This window comes from Maridesulfovibrio sp. (assembly GCF_963678865.1).
In the GTDB taxonomy this organism is placed as follows: Bacteria; Desulfobacterota; Desulfovibrionia; order Desulfovibrionales; family Desulfovibrionaceae; genus Maridesulfovibrio.
The window spans coordinates 4,261,344-4,279,410 of record NZ_OY787459.1; the positions used below are offsets into that span (position 1 = coordinate 4,261,344).

The following is an 18,067-nucleotide window of genomic DNA, read 5'->3' on the forward strand; positions in this document are numbered from 1 at the left end:
TTTTGTTACCTGTCTGCAAAATTTTTGTTTCGTATTTGCCATATATATTGCGTTATTATGATCGTTTAAGAAATATTCTTGAGCAAATGGTTAGTAAGTTCAGTATTTTAGTGTAACATACTGAGTTTCTGGGACAAAGCAAAAAAGTTACAAATTAATTTATTTTGATACTAAACAGGGCTGAAAATCTGTGTTAAGGGGTAGGTAACTACCAGTGCCGAATAGTGTATTGGGATAGTTATGTGCGCATAGTTAAGTTGCTGAATTTATGCTGTTTTTCAATTTATAGCACGGGAAGGTACATGATGGTTACTGAAAATGAACTCCGCGAAATTGAGAATGGTTTTATTGATATTATCGACGACGGTATTTCCGCATCCGCATTGGCTGAACAGATTGAAAGGTTCAAAACAGGATTCCCTGCCACAAGTCTTGAACGGGCTTGCACATTGAATGACGGGATATACAGCATTCAGTCTGATGAAAAAGACGAGCTTTTGGGGCATTTTGAAGAGGCTGCTGACGGAGGACGCTTTACCAAGTTTGTTCCGGCATCAGGCGCGGCAACCAGGATGTTCAAGCATCTTCTAGCCCGGTTGAACGGGGAAGAGCTTTCCGAAAAGGATACCGATATGGTTCAGACCTTTATGGATCTGCTTCCGATAATGCCTTTTTATGGAGATCTGCAGGATGTAATGAACAAAGCCGGGGTCAGCATTGATGAGGCTTATGCCAGCAATGATTACAATTTAATATTGAAGTATCTGTTAACTGAGCAGGGGTTGAATTATGCATCAAAGCCCAAGGGGTTGATTCCGTTCCACAGCTACGAAAACGGATACCGTACTCCTTTTGAAGAGCATGTTGCCGAAGCTGCCGCCCATATTAAAGACCGTATGGGGCGCGCAAGGCTGCATTTCACAGTCTCGCCTGCCCATGAGCAGGAGATTCGTGAACACATTGAAGAAGCGGTCGCAAAATATCCTGAATGCAGATTTGAAGTCACTTTTTCAAAGCAAAGCAGGAAGACGGACACTGTTGCTGTTGATATGGACAATGAAGTTTTCCGGACAGATGACGGCAAGATTCTGTTTCGGCCCGCCGGACATGGCGCTTTGCTGGATAATCTGCATAAGCTGCGCGGAGATCTCGTTTACCTGAAGAACATCGATAATGTCATGCCGGACAGATTGAAGGGAGCTACCATTGAATATAAGAAGCTTCTAGGCGGACTGCTGGTCAGGATTCAGGCCCAGATTTTTGAATGTCTGAATATGCTTGAAAATCATCATTGCAGTGAGTTTGAAGTCGCTGCCGTGGCCATTTTTGCCGTTTCTCATCTTTCCATGCAAATGCCTGCTAATTTTGCTCAGATGAGCCTTGAAGATAAGGTTGACATGTTGAGGGTGCGTCTATCCAAGCCGGTCCGTGTCTGTGGTATGGTTAAGAACGAAGGTGAGCCCGGCGGCGGTCCGTTCTGGGTTAATGGTCCTGACGGTTTTGTTACCCCGCAGATTGTGGAAAAGAGTCAGGTTGATATGGATGATTCTGTTCAGGCGGGTATTGTACGCAAGGCAACTCACTTCAACCCTGTGGATCTGGTCTGCGGAATGAGAAATCACCGTGGCGAATGGTATGCGCTTAAGAATTTTACCGATCCTGAAACCGGATTCATTTCCAGTAAGTCCAAGGACGGCCGCAAGCTCAAGGCAATGGAACTTCCGGGATTGTGGAACGGTTCCATGGCAGATTGGATCACTATTTTCGTTGAGGTCCCGCTGAGTACCTTTTCACCGGTTAAGACTGTTAACGATCTGTTAAAGGAAGATCACCGCAACTGACTTTATAAAAATTGTTTCGGTTGTTTTTGGAAAGGCCGTCCTTCTGTGCGAAATACATGAGGGCGTCCTTTTTTTGGGTTTGATGTGTTGGTGATTTCTTGTTTAACGCACTGTCTATTTCAAATTAAATTTTCTTGTGTTGCAGATTTGCCATGTTTTGTGCTATCTGTTGATATGCTTGATAAAAGATAGTAGTTCAAGCTCTGGTGAGGTTTTCCTTTAATCGTTGGAGGAAGTGTGAAAGAAGTACTGGATATGAGAAAATTTGTTGCCCCTGAGCTTGTCTTCGGGGTCGGTTCTTCAAAACTTGCCGGGCAGTATGCGGAGAATTTCGGGGTCAGCAGGGCCTTGATCGTTACTGATCCCGGTATTGTCATTTGCAGTTGGGTTACTGCAGTTAAGAAAAGCCTTGAAGACTCCGGCATTGAAACTTATATTTTCAGCAATGTTTCCGAAAATCCCCGCGATGTGGAAGTTATGGAAGGGGCGAAGTTTTACCTTGAGAACAATTGTGACTGCATAATCGCTGTCGGTGGTGGAAGCCCTATGGATTGCGCAAAGGGAATAGGCATTGTGACCACCAACAATTCACATATTCTGAATTTTGAGGGTGTGGACATGGTTGAGGTTCCCGGTCCGCCTCTGATTTGTATCCCCTCCACAGCAGGAAGTTCCGCTGATGTTTCTCAGTTTGCTATTATTACCGATACAGAGCGGGACGTAAAAATCAGTATTGTCAGCAAGGCCATGGTCCCCGATGCAGCCCTTATTGATCCTGAATTGACCACCACAATGAATGCCCAGCTTACTGCTTCCACGGGCATGGATGCCCTGACCCACGCCATAGAGGCTTATGTCTCAAATGCCAATTCCGCACTGACTGACCTGCTGTCCCTTGATGCCATAGGACTTGTTGCCGGCAGTCTGGCCGAAGTTATAAGGGAGCCGGATAATCTTGAGCTGCGCGGTCGTGTGATGCTGGGCAGTATGGAAGCAGGGCTGGCATTTTCCAATGCGATTCTCGGTGCGGTACATGCCATGGCGCACAGCCTTGGAGGGCTTCTTGATCTGCCGCATGGTGAATGCAACGCTATTCTGCTGCCTTTTGTTATCAGGGTTAATTTCCACTCGGCAGTCAAAAGATATTTTAAAGTCGCAGAGAAATTTGGAATCGACACTGCCGGAAAGAGTGACGATCAGGTTTGTGAAGAACTTGTTCAGGCAATTACCGCTTTGGGCAGGGCGGCGGGAATAACCAAATCTCTTGGAGACTTCGGACTTACACGTGAGGATATCCCCCAGCTTGCCAAACTTGCATTGCAAGATGCCTGTATGGTCACCAACCCGGTTGAACTCAGTCAGGAAGATGTAGAGAAGATTTATGAAGCGGCGCTCTAGGTCCAATTCAAATGAAAATGTTCGCAACAAGCTTATCGGGCTTGGCGAAAATTCAATGCGCAAGAGTTATTATCCTGAATTGCGTGAAAGGATTAATGAGCTTGAGCGCTTCAGGGCTCTGGTTGAAAATGCCAATGATGCTCTTTTTGTGCTTGATGCCTTTTCATGGAGCTTTGCCGACGTAAACAAAACCGCACTGAAAAAGACCAATTACGATCGTAACGAATTGCTGGACAGTCCTCCGGAACTGGTTTTTCCTGAAGAGACCTGTTTTCTTCTGCACGAAGTTTTGATTGATGACGATGTTTATTCCTCATGGGATAAGGAAGACGTTTCAATGACCGACCTGCTCGGAAAAGGCGGGTCGCGTATTCCGGTTGAAATGACTCTTCGTGTCCACTATGTGGGGGGCAGGCTTTATATTGTTATGGTTGCCCGTGATGTACGCCGCAGGCTGGCGGATCAGCGGGAGTTGAGCCGTGCCCGGAACTATCTTGGCAATGTGATTGATTCCATGCAGTCTGTTCTGGTCGGGGTGGATGAAACCTCGAATGTTGTTCTCTGGAATGATTACGCCCATAAGGAAACCGGAATTCCGGCAGATACGGCGGAAGGGCGGTTTGTATATGAAATGATTCCTGCCCTGCGTCGTTTTGAACATTTGATTTCGGCGACAATAAGTGGAGATGTTTCAGGGGGAACAGAGATATTTCATATGGACCGGGACGGGGATACGGTTTTTTTTGAAATCGTTGTTTTCCCGTTCAAGGGCGATGAAGCCGGGGCAGTGATCCGAGTTGATGATATTACTGCCCGTACACGTATGGAAGAGGTCATGGTCCAGACCGAAAAGATGATGACTGTGGGTGGGTTGGCCGCAGGTATGGCTCATGAGATCAACAACCCCCTCGGGGGAATACTGCAGGGCATACAAAATATCCAGCGCAGGATTTCTAATAATCTACCCAAGAATATTACTGTTGCGGGTGAATTAGGCATCCCCTTTGATGCAATCCGTGAGTATTGTGATAGGAGGGGGATTCTTTCCAAACTTGATTCGGTTCAGAAACTGGGTGAACGATCGGCACGTATTGTTTCAAACATGCTTCAGTTCAGCCGCCAGTCCGGCGGGGAAAGATCTTGCTCCAACATAAAGGAAATCGTCGAAACATCCATTGAGCTATCTTTCAGCAGCTATGACTTTTACAGCAAATCAGGGAGTGGGGGATTTGAAATTGTTAGGGAATTTGATGAGTCTATTCCCTGTCTTCTTTGTTCTCCTTCTGAAATTGAGCAAGTACTTATCAATCTGCTTAAGAATTCCGTACAAGCGATTCTCTCTACCCCCGAGTGGAAAGAGAAAGGTGGCGTCCGTATCATTGTCCGCCTGAAGTCAGAACCCGATTATGTTCGGCTCGAGATTGAAGATAATGGTCCGGGGATGGATGCTAAAACACGTAAAATGGCTCTTGAGCCTTTTTTTACTACCAAACCTGCTGGAGAGGGAACCGGACTTGGACTTTTTGTCTCTTATTTTATCATTACCCAGAAGCACGGCGGAACTTTTGATATTGAGACCAGCCCCGGCAAGGGGATGAAAGTCGTGATCAGAATGCCCTACAATTGCTGATATCTATCTGACTCCTTGGGCTACATTGATTTCTCGATTGCCTCAGCCCGTTTGTCCATTTTATCTGCTATGCGATTTAAGGCTTCGTACCCGGCGGTAATGGATTTAAGTCTTTTTTCGTCGTTTTCGACCCTGCGGAAAACCCATTGGGCAATGTAAAACAAGTCATCAGGACCACCGCATTTTTCAGCGCAGTATGATTTTATCTTTTGAGTTATTCCGGTTTTGATTTTCTCACGTATAGTTATGGCTTCTTTGAGTAATTTCCCGGAATGTGCAGCTTTGTTGCGTGCTGATTCCGATTTCATGTTTTGAGAGTTAGCAAGGTCCAGCTGGAAAATTCCGTTGGCTGAATCAACTCTCTTCTCAGCCTTTATGTAGCTGTCCAGCGCCTGAATAAGGTCCGGGTTATCGGTAATTGCTTTCAGGACCGCTGCTACATGCCGCAGTGGTTGCGCACTTACCCGAAACATTTCCGCTCGCTGTTTGCGGGTCAGTTCCCTTACAGAGTATGAATCCCCTTCCACAAATTTGCGTTCAGCAAGAATTCCTTTTTCTTCGATGAGGTCCAGCAAGCTGCCGGTTTCAGATTCGGTCAAGGCTGAAAGTTTGCCGGGAGTCAGCAGATATGACCATATGCTCTTACGTGCGGAAACAAGATTCTGCGCATCGGGCATGAGTCCGTGTAGATTCAAGCCGAAGTGCATGTTGATGCTTTTGAAGGAGGCTGTGCTGAATCCTGCGGTTGCCTTGAATGGTAGTGATTCTGCCGGGTGGTAGTTGTCAGCCGTGTACTGGGCGAGGTTATCAAGGAAAACTTCGGTGATAATGCTGTCCTTGATTTTATCCACGGTTTTTTCAAGCGTAGATTGCTCTGTTTTATTGGCTGCATGAACTGCGGTTTTGTTTTCCGTAACAGCCGGTTCATCTTTTTTTTCTGCAGGTTGAACTTGTTCTTCCTGCTTTTCGGGAGTGGGATTTATTGAATTTCCAGATCGGGCCACTTTACCGGATACAGGCAGTTTACCGCTGGAGCCGGCTTCATTGACCCATGCCGGAGCTTCTACTTCAACTCCTGTTTTTTCTTCAAGATCCTTTTTTACGTAAAAAAACAGAGCTGCTGCAGAGATCACAAAGACAGCGACGAATATCAAAGTCGGTATTTTAAATTTATTCATATGAGCTCCAATTTGTTACCAATGGCGATTCCACGCGAATTTGACGGTATTGGTCGGGCAACAGACTCCTGAATCAGGCCTCATGGCCGCAAGGTAGACTGCCCCTTTAGCTGCCTGCCGGGCTATACGCCTGATTTTAGAAAAAAGTTCAAGCTGTTCAACCATTTCAGGGACGGGAATGCTGCCTGTCCCTCCTGCGGATAGGAGTTTTTCTTTCAGGTCGTGATAAGCAGATAACATGTCATGTGTCATGTTGTCGATTTGGCAGAATTCCTCAGAATACGGGTTGTCGGCAATATTCAATACCCCGATGCACGAGTTCTGGAAAACTGTGACCATATCTGCGTCCGGTCCGAGCCGGTCAAGGGCCGGTCTGAGTTTTTTCTTTTCAATAGAAGCGCAAAGGGCTCCCGCTGTACGGAAATATTGCAGTACTCGCAGGGCGGTTGCCACTTGTTGGCCCTGGTGTTCGGTAAGCGGACGGGATTGCAGTCTGGCGCAGAAGGAACGGGCTGCTTCAATGAGGCTGTCCTGTGCTGCCTTGTCTGCAGATAGGGCTCCGTAGCTGAAGTTTGAATTCAACCCTTTTCGCACAATTCTGCGGGTCAGTTGACCGATACGTTCCATTTCAAGATTCAGGGCATCAAGTGCAAGTGTCGGAGTAGTGATTACGTTGTTGTCCAGATATTTGGGACGCCCGCGTTCGTCTTCCAGAGATGCGAATCTTTTTTCGATGAAAGAAACCAGTTTGTCGGTGAAAGGCCAGAGCAGCAGAACCCCGAGGATGTTGAATACTGTGTGAAACAGGGCCAGAATTACTGCAGGTTCACGGGTAAGATTCATGAGATCCATGAAAAAGAGAATTGATTTGATAAGTATCGGTAGCAGAAGTAGGGCTACGAATGCAGTGAGAATATTAAAAATAATATGTCCGGTGGCCACTTTTTTGGCGTTGATGGTGGCTCCTATTACTGAGAGAGCTGCCGTGGAGGTTGTACCTATGTTGGTTCCGATAACAGCGGCAGCACCTTGATTGAGGTCGAGCAGGCCGCTGACTGCGGCAGTAAGTACAAGGGCCATAGCTGCGCTGGAACTCTGCATGAGAAGGGTCAGTATTAGTCCGATACCGATGAAAATGGGTATGGAAAGAATGCCCATTGCCGCAAAAGAAGAAAGGTCAATGGATGATTCAATCCCTTTGAAGGACATCTGCAGGGTGGATATCCCCATCAGAAAAAGTCCGAATCCGGCGAAGGCATCCCCGAAAAATGCCCGTCGTGTAGATGGTCCGCTTATACGCAGCAATGCACCTAAAGCTACAACAGGCAGGGCAAAGGCTTTCAGGTTTACGCTGAAGCCTACGGCGGCGACAATCCAGCCGGTAACTGTAGTTCCGATATTGCTGCCGTAAATAACCCCGATGGATTGCGACAGGGTAATCAGCCCTGCATTTACAAAGCCGATAACCGCCACAGTTATCGCACTAGATGATTGTACCAGAGCAGTAATCAGAAACCCTGAGAAGAGTCCGCGTCCCGGACTTTGAGTCCATTCCCCAAGAATCTTCCGCAGTGATTTTCCGGCAGCCTGTTTTAAACCTGTGGTCATTAAACGCATTCCGATCAAAAAAAGTCCCAGACCGCCGAACAGGTTTCCAAATAATTCTATGCTCATATTGATTGTTTAGTAGATTGCTGAAATTAAGAGAAAAAATATTATTTAATATTCTACTGTGTAGAGTTAAAAATCAAGGGAAAGGTTGCGGTAGAAGTAATAGTCTGCTGTTTTGTAACAAAAACGCCCTCCATTGCCGTGGCAGTGGAGGGCGTTTCAGTGTAAATGCAAATCAGCCGTAATTATTCAGGCTTGATTTTGATGTCCATTTTGTTCATAGCTTCGATGATTTTATCACTGATATCAGCTGTTTTGTCATAGCTGATGGCAGATTCTGTGCCGAGGATAACAGCGTAGCCGTTGGCAGTGCGGTACTCTTCTACAGCTTTGGTGAAGCTGCTCTGGAGAGCTTCCACAATGCGGTTCTGCTCAGCACCCATTTTGTTCTGATATTCACCCAGGGCTTCCTGAAATTTACGGGTGTTCTCTTCAGTCTGGTTGCCGGTAAGTTCTTTTTGCATTTCTGCAAATTTAGTCTGGAATTCTTCGCTGGATTTCTTTAAGTATTCCATGCCTTCAGTGCCGGCTTTACATTCTTTGAAAACTTTGTTGGTGTTTACAAATCCGATTTTGGCACCGGAAGTGCTCTGCTGCTGACATCCTGCAACAAATGCGGCCATGGCAATAATCAGTACGAGTTTCAGTGTGTTTTTAAACATTCATTACTCCGTGAGTTAAAATTATTTTCATTTGGAGTTATTCGGTATAAACTCGGAAGGGTGTCATGTAAAATAAAAAAATCATTATTCGGAAATTATGCGGCAATGAAATTAAAATTTTGTACATTTCCGAAAATTATGCTAAGAATATTTTCGAAAGTGAACACAGAAACGTGGTGGATCCGTATTTTTTCAATCAATTGGGGACAGTAAAAAAATACCCAAATAAAATATTGAGGACAAGATCATGAGAACCAAAGTTGTTGCCACCCTCGGCCCAGGGTCAAGTAATGTAGAGACCATTACCAAGATGGTCCAGAATGGAGTCAGGATTCTTCGTTTAAACTTTTCCCACTCTGATGCGGAGAGCTTTAAGCCTGTAATCGCAATGATTCGCCAGGTTGAAAAAGAACTTTCTATCCCCCTGACAATTATGGGTGACCTCTGCGGACCCAAGATCAGGGTCGGTGTTATTGAAGGTGCTCCCCACGATATTGAGTCCCGTGCTTATGTCTATCTCGGGCTCCCTGATGTTGCCGATAAAGCTGGAGACCTTCCTTTTATTCCTCTTGACCAGCCGGAATTGCTGCAGGGTCTTGAGGAAGGAATGGAAGTTTCTCTCAGTGACGGAATGCTTCAGTTTTTCGTAACCGAAACACTCGAAAAAAATAAACTCTATAAGCTACAGGCCCAGAACGCAGGTCTGCTTGCTTCCAAAAAAGGTATAACCTTCCCCGGCAAGCACATCGCGCTGCCCGCTTTTACCGAGAAGGACAAAGTGGATCTGGCCGGATGTATTGAAATCGGAGTTGATGCCATTGCCATGTCTTTTGTTCAGACCGCCCAGGACGTTCAGGATGTTTTGGATGCAATGAACAAGTTCGGTGTGGTGCTGCCGATTATTGCCAAGATTGAGCGTCAGAATGCAGTTGAAAATATTGAATCCATTCTGGAAGTTGCCAGCGGAATCATGGTTGCCCGCGGCGATCTGGGTCTTGAGTGCAAGCTTTCCACTGTACCTGTTATTCAGAAGAAACTTATCCGCGCAGCAAGGCATGCCCAGAAGCCGGTAATCGTAGCTACTCAGATGATGCTTTCCATGGTCAAGAACCCCATCCCCACCCGTGCGGAAGCAAATGATGTTGCCAACGCAATAATGGACGGCGCTGATTGCTGCATGCTCTCAGAAGAGACTGCAATCGGTGCATATCCTGCGGAGGCTGTCGGTTATATTAAAGAGATCGCGGAAGGAACCGAGCCTTATTATCTTGAGCGTAACAAGGGGCCTTACAAGCCTGCTGACGAAGTAGTGCCCAATCCGGTTAAATACCTTAGTTATTCTGCTTGCCTGCTGGCCAAGAATATCGACAGTCCGGCTATTATCTGCCATTCCTCAAGCGGTTCTTCCGCAAGACTTATGTGCAGTCGCAGGCCTGAACAGCCTGTTTATTGCCTGACCCCGGATAAAAGCGTTCCTGCCTACCTGAACTTCTTCTGGGGCATTATTCCTGTTGTTACTGAATCAAAACTCAGTAACCATAGAGATCGTCTGGTGGAATTTCTTGAAGCAAATGATAAATTTGTTCAAGGCGAGGGTTTTGTTCTTGTGTCCGGCCAGCCTACCCCTGGTCAGACTATGCCTAAGACTAATGAAGTTAAGCTCTATTACAAATAGTTAAACTATTAATATCACTAAAAAACTCCCGAAGTCTAAGATTTCGGGAGTTTTTTATTTTTCGCTTATTTTGTCTCTGATTAATCCGTAAAAGGATGTTGAGTCAGATTGAAAGCGCCAGCCCAAGTGGGTCATGCAACTTCTGCAGACAGCAACTTTCCATGTGTATCCAGAGAACCAGGTAAATTCATTGGAAGGTTTTCCGGCTGTTGCGCATCCTGTGGCGGCTGAAAAGCATCTGATCTGGAATACGTAGCCGTGGGGATTAAAAAAAGAATGTTCGTGGTTTTCATTCACTTTGGTGGCGAAGGAGCTGTCAGTAATCTCGGTCCCGCAGGCTCTGCAGGTAATTATTTTTTTTTCTGATTCACGCACTTCATCCTTATCTTCAACCTCAATTCCGGAGTCCGGCCCATGAGGAGTTGATTTAAGGAAAGAGCAGGGTGGGATGCTGTTATTTTGATTCATGGTTAAATTATAGCCTGCGGATGCGGAAAGCGCAAAAGAAAATAAATAATTGCGTGGAGTGCAGGTATGCGAACGGACAAAGAAAAAGGCTGCTTTCATTTGAAAGCAGCCTTTGAGCTATCTGGCTCCCCGGGAGGGACTTGAACCCCCAACCTAGTGATTAACAGTCACCCGCTCTGCCGATTGAGCCACCGAGGAATATTTATTGTTGTGCGGTTTCCCGCTGCAACGAGGATTGTTTCTACGGATTTGTTCTCATGTTGTCAAACATTATCTTCAAATTAATTCAATTTTTTTTAGTTTCTAAAGAAATTTTTCTGCGAGCCCTTATTTTTGGGGGCTAAATGAAAGGGACATATTTTAGAATGCGTCTGATCGTCGGTTAGGCACAATAGATGTGGCTGGTGGGGGGGGGAGGATTTCGATGGAGGGGATATGGATTTTAATCGATTGCTGGTTTTGTTAAGGGGGGGGCGTATTTAGAATTAACGGATGGGAATTTGATTGGGCTTGCGTTCCTGTCTGCAGTGAAGACCCTGATAAATCAGATTTGTGTCTTTTGGTTCGATGCAGATGTTTTTTGTTAGAATGAAAGCGTAAAGAAAAAGGCTGCCTTCATTTGAAAGCAGCCTTTGAGCTATCTGGCTCCCCGGGAGGGACTTGAACCCCCAACCTAGTGATTAACAGTCACCCGCTCTGCCGATTGAGCCACCGAGGAATATTTGCTGTTGTGCGGTTTCCCGCTGCAACGAAGATGGTTTCTACGGATTTGTTGCGCCTCTGTCAAATATTATCTTTAATTTAATTTAAAAATTCTTTAGAGTTTCTTTCAGAAGTCGTTTTGCTGGTTCAGAATAAGTCTTTCGGGCTTAAAGCTCAGCCCGGTTTTCAGATCCGTTAACAGCAGACTGGAGTGTAGTTTTTTCAGGACATATATATTTAATGTAGGGTTTCGCTTCAATCAGTAAGCTTTTGTCGAGCTAAAAAGGATGACAGCTCTTTGAAATAAAAGAAAAAGGCTGCTTTCATCTGAAAGCAGCCTTTGAGCTATCTGGCTCCCCGGGAGGGACTTGAACCCCCAACCTAGTGATTAACAGTCACCCGCTCTGCCGATTGAGCCACCGAGGAATATTTGCTGTTGTGCGGTTTCCCGCTGCAACGAGAATGGTTTCTACGGATTTGCTGCGCACTTGTCAAATACTTTTTTAAAAAAATATTTGTGCGCGAAAGTGAACTATTTAAAGATGTACTTTCTTGACGACAAAGGGTAATTAGCTTAGGCAATCAACGGATCTTGTATTTATCTAGACTTTATTCGGTTACGGAGAATTAATAACTTGAGCGGCAAGAAGAAAAAGCAAATCAAGCTGGCAACCAAATCAGAGCATGTGCAGTCCTTTATGCCCATGCTTGAGGCTCTGCAAGCTCAGAACGAACTCAATCAGGTTCTGAAGAATCGTGTGGAAAAGGCATGCGCCCTTCTCGACGAAGGTGTTCCGCTTTATCCAAACGACTTCAGTAAAGATACAGAAGTCTCAGATATCTGGGACAATTATGACAATCTCGGAGGCGAAGAGCTTGAAGCTCTCGGCAAGAAATTCAAACTTGCAGGCAGGGTGATCACCCACAGGTCCTTCGGTAAGGTCGCATTCTTTCATCTTCAGGATCCCAGTGGCAGGATTCAGATCTATGTAGCGAGGGATGACCTCGGCGCAGACCTGTATAAAATTTTCAAAAAAATCGACATCGGTGATATCGTCGGGGTTGAGGGGACTCTTTTCAGAACTAAGACTGATGAGTTGACCGTTAAGGCCGATAGTGTAGAACTGATCACCAAATCTATGCGTCCGCTTCCGGAGAAATATCACGGGCTCAAGGATGTGGAGACCAGATACCGTCAGCGCTATGTTGATTTAATCGTTACCCCCCGCTCCCGTGAGATTTTCCAGAAACGGACTCTCATTGTCAGGGCTATCCGCAACTATTTGGATTCCAAGGGATTCATGGAAGTGGAAACACCCATGATGCATCCCATTGCAGGTGGGGCGGCAGCACGTCCTTTCATCACTCACCATAATGCCCTTGATATGCAGCTCTACATGCGCATCGCGCCTGAGCTTTATCTCAAGCGTCTGCTGGTCGGTGGATTTGAGAAAGTGTACGAAATCAACCGTAACTTCCGTAATGAGGGTATTTCTGTACGGCATAACCCGGAATTCACTATGCTTGAATTCTACTGGGCGTATGCCGATTTTGAAGATCTCATGGATCTGACCGAGGAGATGGTTTCCTCTGTCTGCAAGGAAGTTAACGGAGACACTGTAATTCAGTATCAGGAAGAAAAAATCGATCTGACCCCCGGAGCGTGGCACCGTATGGCTTTCCACGAATCTCTGGAAAAGGTCGGTGGCGTTTCTCCCGAAGTATATAATGATTACGATAAGTGTAGGGATCTGGTTAAAAAGCTCGGTGAAAAAGCTGTTGAAGGCGAAAAACTCGGCAAGCTTCAAGCCAAACTTTTTGATCAGCTCGTTGAACCCAAGCTGATTCAACCTCATTTTATCTATCACTATCCTACAGACATTTCTCCTCTTTCCAGAAGGAATGAAGAGAATCCGGATATCACCGACCGTTTTGAGCTGTTTATTTACGGTCGTGAACTGGCCAACGCCTTTTCCGAACTTAACGACCCTGTGGACCAGCGTTGCCGGTTCATGGATCAGGTTGCTGAGAAGGATGCAGGTGATGATGAAGCCCACAATATGGACGAGGACTATGTTCGCGCCCTTGAATACGGAATGCCTCCAGCCGCAGGGCAGGGGATCGGTATTGACCGCCTTGTCATGCTTTTGACTGACAGTGCGAATATCAGGGAAGTTATCCTGTTTCCGCTTCTCAGGCATGAAGGCGCTTCAGGCAGTGGTGGCTCATGAAGTTTGAACTCTTCGTCGCATTGAGATACCTCTTCACGCTGAGAAAGAATAATTTCATCTCGGTTATATCTCTTTTTGCCGTGTGCGGCGTTGCCTTGGGCGTAGCAGCCCTGATTGTGGTGATAGGGGTTATGAACGGTTTTTCAACCGACCTCCGTGACAAAATACTCGGAGTCAATGCCCACATCATAGTGACCGCCTATGACGGTACGCTTGAAAACTACCATCACATGACCGATAGAATTGAAAAAATTCCGGGCGTTACAGGTGTAACGCCCTTTATCTATTCTGAAGTAATGCTTTCCAGTAGCGGGGGTGTTAAAGGCGTGGTTCTCAGGGGTGTGGATTCCGAGACTGCCAAGGGCGTACTGAGCCTGCCCGGAGATATGCTTTCCGGGAGTGTTGATTGCCTTGCAACAAAAGGGAAAATCCCTGAAATTGTTATAGGAAATCAGCTGGCCAAGCGACTGGGGCTGGTCATAGGCGATACCGTCAATCTGCTTTCACCTTCCGGAACACGCACTGCAGCCGGTTTTACCCCTAAAGTCAGGGTTTTTAAAGTCGGCGGAATCTTCCGTACCGGAATGTACGAATATGATTCTTCACTGGCATACATCAGCAATATTGCTGCCCAGAAACTGCTCGGATTTAAACGGGATTTTGTTTCCGGCCTTGAAATTCGTCTGGCAGACGTATATGCAGTTGATAAGATAGGCGATCTTCTGGATACAGAACTTGCCGGCTATCCTGTACAGGTCAGGAACTGGCAGGAGATGAATGCCAATCTGTTTGCGGCTCTCAAGCTTGAAAAGACCGCCATGTTTATCATTCTGGCAATGATTGTCATGGTCGGTTCATTCAGTATTATTACCACGCTGGTCATGCTGGTTATGCAGAAGACCAAAGATATTGCGGTGCTTATGTCTATGGGAGCTACATCCGGAAGTATTAAAAGAATTTTTATGCTGCAGGGCACTTTGATCGGATTGATCGGAACCAGTCTTGGATATCTTATCGGGGTTCCGGTGGCTTTGCTTTTAAAAAAGTATCAGTTCATCAAACTGCCGAGCAATGTTTATCCGGTGGATTACCTGCCCATCAGGATGGACTGGACTGATTTGACTATAATCGGGATTGCGGCGTTTATGCTCTGTTTTCTGGCTACCTTATATCCGGCCAGACAGGCGGCTGCTCTCGAACCGGCACAGGCTTTAAGGTATGAGTAATTTGCTTTACGAACTTACCGATGTCGTAAAAGAATACCAGGGACCGAATGAGGCTGTGCGGATTCTTGATCAGGTCAACCTGCGGGTTGAGGCCGGGGAATCTCTTGCAATCCTTGGGTCCTCCGGGTCCGGTAAGACAACGCTGTTGCATATTCTCGGCACTTTGGATACCGCTTCCAGCGGAAATATCTATTTTGCGGGAATGAATATAAATGATATGACACCTGAAAAGCGGGCCGAAGTGAGAAACAGGGAAATCGGTTTTGTTTTTCAGTTTCATCACCTTCTTCCGGAGTTCACCGCTCTGGAAAATGTCGCTCTTCCTGCCATGGTGGCAGGCATAGGTCAGGGGGAAGCCTCTGATATGGCCCGTGAAGCCCTTGGGCTGGTGGGTCTGCAAAACAGGATTGACCACAGGGTGACGACCCTGTCCGGCGGGGAAAGGCAAAGGGCTGCCATAGCGCGAGCCATCCTGCTTAAACCTAAAGTCCTGCTCGCAGATGAACCTACCGGCAACTTGGATGAGAAGACAGGGAAGATGGTCGGAGATATGCTGGCCTCCCTTAATGAAGAGCTAGGAATGACGCTCATAGTTGTGACGCACAACATGGAACTTGCCGGGGTTATGAAACGCCGGCTTGAGTTGCGTTCCGGAGAACTGTATGCCCAGAACTAGAATTCTGCTTTTACTGATTGCGGCAACTTTTGCTTTCCTGATTAATTTCGGGGCTTGCAAGGCACAGGCTGAAGAAGCTTCCAGTGTCATTATAGCCGTACTTCCTTTTGAAGTTAATGCTGATGCTGATACCCAATACCTTAAAGACAGTTTACCCACTCTTCTTTCCGATAGATTGCGCGAAGCAGGATTTCGTGTAGTCGACCAGCAGAAAGTGATGCAGCTCGTTGACGAGCAGGGGTTTGATTACCTGAACATTCAGGCCGCTAAGGATATGGCATTGCTGGCCGGAGCCGGATATTCCGTCTACGGCAGTTTCAGTCAGATCGGAGAAGACCTGAGTCTTGATGTACGTCTTGTGGAAGCGTTCGGCATGAAGCCTGCGGTTCCTCTTTTTGTTTCCAAGAAAGGGCTGATCAACCTGTTGCCTGCTGTGGATGAGCTTGTTTCCAAAGTGAAACTGGAGCTGCTCAGTCAGGATAAAATAGCGGATATTGAAGTTCGCGGCTGCAGGGTTCTTGATAAAGACGTCATCTTAATGCGTACCAATATCAAGACCGGTGATATTTATACTCCATCCAAAATCAATGCTGACCTGAAAAATATTTATGCGCTCGGCTACTTTGACGATGTGAAAGTAAAAGTCAGTGATGTGCCGGGCGGCAAGAAAATTATCTTCGACGTTAAGGAAAGGCCGCGCATTCAGGCTATTTCTGTTAAAGGTGAAGACGCAATTGATGCCGAGGATATTCTGGCTGCCGTCAATACCAAGAAGGGCGCGGTAATGAACCCCAAGGTTCTTTCTGACGACCTGAATACCCTGCGCGAAATGTACCGCAAGGAAGGGTATTACAACGCTAAAGTAGATTACAAACTTGAAGGTGAAGGCGCTCAAGCCCGCTTGAACCTGAATATTGATGAAGGTAAGAAGCTCTATATTGAAGGCATCAAGATTGAAGGTGCCAAGCAGCTTGATCCTGATGAAATTAAAGAGCAGCTGGCTCTTACTGAGAGAGGCTGGCTTTCATGGTTTACCAAAACAGGAGTTCTCAAGGAAGAACTGCTTGAGCGCGATGCTGCGGCGATTCTGGCTTATTACGGTAACCGCGGCTTTATTGATGCAAAAGTCGGTGAACCTGAATTGGATATTAAGGAAGACGGAATTTACGTCACCTTCAAGGTTTCCGAAGGGGACCGCTACAAGGTCGGCAAGGTCAGCTTCCAAGGCGATTTGATTGTAAAGAAATCAAGGCTGCGTGAACTCATCACAGCTGATGATATGTCCGATGGTGGTGAGTATCTCGACCGTTCCCTGTTGCGCGAGGATATGAAATCCATATCAGATTTTTATTCCAACTACGGTTACGCCTATGCTGAAGCCAACATCAAGTTCGATCAGCACACAGAAGACAAAAGCGTAGATATAACCTTTATTATTTCCAAGCGTCAGAAAGTACATATCCGCCGGGTTATTATTGAAGGTAACTCCAAAACCAGAAACAACGTCATCATGCGTGAAATGCGCTTGACTGACGGTGATCAGTTCAGCGGTTCCAAACTGCAGCGTTCCATTGTCCGCCTTAACAAGCTCGACTACTTCAGTGAGGTTGATATTGAACCGGTTCCCACCGGAGATCCCGGCGAGATGGACTTGAAGGTCAAGGTTAAAGATAAGAACACTGGTATGATCAGCGGTGGTATCGGTTATTCCACCTCTGACAGTGTATTTGTTTCCGCTAAAATTACTGAGCGCAACCTCTTCGGTCGGGGCTGGGAATTTGGTCTCAACGGCGGTTGGAGTTCCAAGACCATCAGTTATGGACTCGAGTTCTACAACCCCCGTATCAATGATACCCGCTGGGGCGGTGGTTTTAACACATATTGGCGTACTGACGACTATACCGACTACGACAAACAGACAATCGGTAGTGTGGTTTCTGCCGGATATCCACTTGGTGAATATACCCACTTCTACACAAACTACCGTTTGGATTTTTATACCATCTCCGAAGTATCTGATAATGCTGCCAAAGCCATCAAGGATATCGAAGGGGATAACTGGTCCAGTGTTGTTACCGCGGGTGTAAAACGCGATACAACTAACAAGGCGTTCAACCCTTCCACCGGTACTGTTAACAACCTGGTTGTTGAAATGGGTGGCGGTCTCCTTATGGGTGATGACTCGTACGTTAAGTATACATATGATTCCAACTACTTTACCCCGGTTTTCTGGGATCTGGTTTTCCACTGGAAAGGTAGTGCCGGATTCATTCATGATAACTTCGGAAGCGGTGAAATGCCCGTTTTCGAAAGATTCTATCTCGGTGGTATCAATAACGTACGCGGTTATGACAGCCGTGAGATTTCGCCCCGCGATCCTGACTCCAACGACCGTATCGGTGGTAACAAGATGTTCTACATGAACTTCGAGTTGCTGTTCCCGATCAACGAGGAACTCGGTCTTGTCGGTGTCGGTTTCTTTGATATTGGTAACGCATGGGATGATGGTCAGAGTTTCTTCTATGATACCAAGCAGGAAGACGGATCCTCTCTCTTCCTTGGCATGTACAAGAGTGTCGGTGCCGGTATCCGCTGGTTCTCCCCCATGGGACCGATCAGGGTTGAATACGGTTACGGGCTAGATAAGCTCGAAGACAGCTCAAGGCATAAGATTGAGTTCTCTATGGGGCAGTTCTTCTAGCAGAGTTT

At 46.4% G+C, this 18,067-nt stretch carries 12 protein-coding genes and 3 tRNA genes; 8 read left to right on the plus strand and 7 right to left on the minus strand.

Annotation, left to right across the window (positions count from 1 at the left end; all coding sequences use genetic code 11):
- Positions 1-302: 302 nt before the first annotated feature.
- From ACKU41_RS19340 to ACKU41_RS19350, 3 genes are all read left to right on the plus strand, one after another.
- Complete coding sequence (locus ACKU41_RS19340; RefSeq protein WP_321403160.1) at positions 303-1,841, plus strand: DUF4301 family protein; 1,539 nt, start codon at positions 303-305, stop codon at positions 1,839-1,841.
- Positions 1,842-2,078: 237 nt separating this feature from the next.
- Positions 2,079-3,239 (plus strand): alcohol dehydrogenase-like regulatory protein ErcA, encoded by a 1,161-nt coding sequence (gene ercA, locus ACKU41_RS19345; protein WP_321403162.1) that lies wholly within the window; start codon positions 2,079-2,081, stop codon positions 3,237-3,239.
- The gene (locus ACKU41_RS19350) at positions 3,223-4,869 is read left to right on the plus strand and encodes an ATP-binding protein (protein ID WP_321403164.1); all 1,647 of its coding nucleotides are present in this window, start codon (positions 3,223-3,225) and stop codon (positions 4,867-4,869) included. Before ercA ends, ACKU41_RS19350 begins: the two co-directional genes overlap by 17 nt.
- A 20-nt stretch (positions 4,870-4,889) precedes the next feature.
- On the opposite strand, the gene ACKU41_RS19355 is transcribed toward ACKU41_RS19350, so the two are convergent.
- The 3 genes from ACKU41_RS19355 to ACKU41_RS19365 form a co-directional block, all read right to left on the minus strand.
- Positions 4,890-6,047: a hypothetical protein gene (locus ACKU41_RS19355; RefSeq protein WP_321403165.1), complete on the minus strand. Its 1,158-nt coding sequence runs from the start codon at positions 6,045-6,047 to the stop codon at positions 4,890-4,892.
- A 15-nt stretch (positions 6,048-6,062) separates the two neighbouring features.
- The gene (locus ACKU41_RS19360; RefSeq protein WP_321403167.1) at positions 6,063-7,655 is read right to left on the minus strand and encodes a Na/Pi symporter; all 1,593 of its coding nucleotides are present in this window, start codon (positions 7,653-7,655) and stop codon (positions 6,063-6,065) included.
- A gap of 248 nt (positions 7,656-7,903) precedes the next feature.
- Positions 7,904-8,380, minus strand: coding sequence for an OmpH family outer membrane protein (locus ACKU41_RS19365; protein ID WP_321403169.1), 477 nt, complete (start codon positions 8,378-8,380; stop codon positions 7,904-7,906).
- A gap of 247 nt (positions 8,381-8,627) precedes the next feature.
- On the opposite strand from ACKU41_RS19365, the gene pyk reads away from it, so the two are divergent.
- Entirely contained in the window at positions 8,628-10,055 is a 1,428-nt protein-coding gene (gene pyk / locus ACKU41_RS19370; protein ID WP_321403171.1) for a pyruvate kinase, read from the plus strand.
- 54 nt (positions 10,056-10,109) lie between these two features.
- Here pyk and ACKU41_RS19375 read toward each other — a convergent pair whose 3' ends face one another.
- The 4 genes from ACKU41_RS19375 to ACKU41_RS19390 form a co-directional block, all read right to left on the minus strand.
- Positions 10,110-10,622: a cereblon family protein gene (locus ACKU41_RS19375; protein ID WP_321403173.1), complete on the minus strand. Its 513-nt coding sequence runs from the start codon at positions 10,620-10,622 to the stop codon at positions 10,110-10,112.
- 23 nt (positions 10,623-10,645) lie between these two features.
- A tRNA-Asn gene (locus tag ACKU41_RS19380) sits at positions 10,646-10,721 on the minus strand.
- Between the two features lie 444 nt (positions 10,722-11,165).
- Positions 11,166-11,241: transfer RNA gene (locus tag ACKU41_RS19385), tRNA-Asn, on the minus strand.
- A gap of 334 nt (positions 11,242-11,575) precedes the next feature.
- Positions 11,576-11,651: transfer RNA gene (locus ACKU41_RS19390), tRNA-Asn, on the minus strand.
- A 278-nt stretch (positions 11,652-11,929) separates the two neighbouring features.
- Here ACKU41_RS19390 and lysS point away from each other — a divergent pair.
- From lysS to bamA, 4 genes are read left to right on the plus strand one after another with little or no spacing between them, the layout of a single operon-like run.
- On the plus strand, positions 11,930-13,456 hold the full coding sequence (gene lysS / locus ACKU41_RS19395) for a lysine--tRNA ligase (RefSeq protein WP_319779577.1): 1,527 nt from the start codon (positions 11,930-11,932) through the stop codon (positions 13,454-13,456).
- Positions 13,453-14,682 carry a lipoprotein-releasing ABC transporter permease subunit gene (locus tag ACKU41_RS19400; RefSeq protein WP_319779227.1) on the plus strand — a complete coding sequence of 410 codons (1,230 nt, stop codon included), beginning with the start codon at positions 13,453-13,455 and terminating at the stop codon, positions 14,680-14,682. Before lysS ends, ACKU41_RS19400 begins: the two co-directional genes overlap by 4 nt.
- Complete coding sequence (locus ACKU41_RS19405; protein ID WP_319779228.1) at positions 14,675-15,358, plus strand: ABC transporter ATP-binding protein; 684 nt, start codon at positions 14,675-14,677, stop codon at positions 15,356-15,358. Before ACKU41_RS19400 ends, ACKU41_RS19405 begins: the two co-directional genes overlap by 8 nt.
- The gene (gene bamA, locus ACKU41_RS19410; protein ID WP_321403175.1) at positions 15,345-18,059 is read left to right on the plus strand and encodes an outer membrane protein assembly factor BamA; all 2,715 of its coding nucleotides are present in this window, start codon (positions 15,345-15,347) and stop codon (positions 18,057-18,059) included. The genes ACKU41_RS19405 and bamA overlap by 14 nt, the downstream gene beginning before the upstream one ends.
- Positions 18,060-18,067 lie beyond the last annotated feature (8 nt).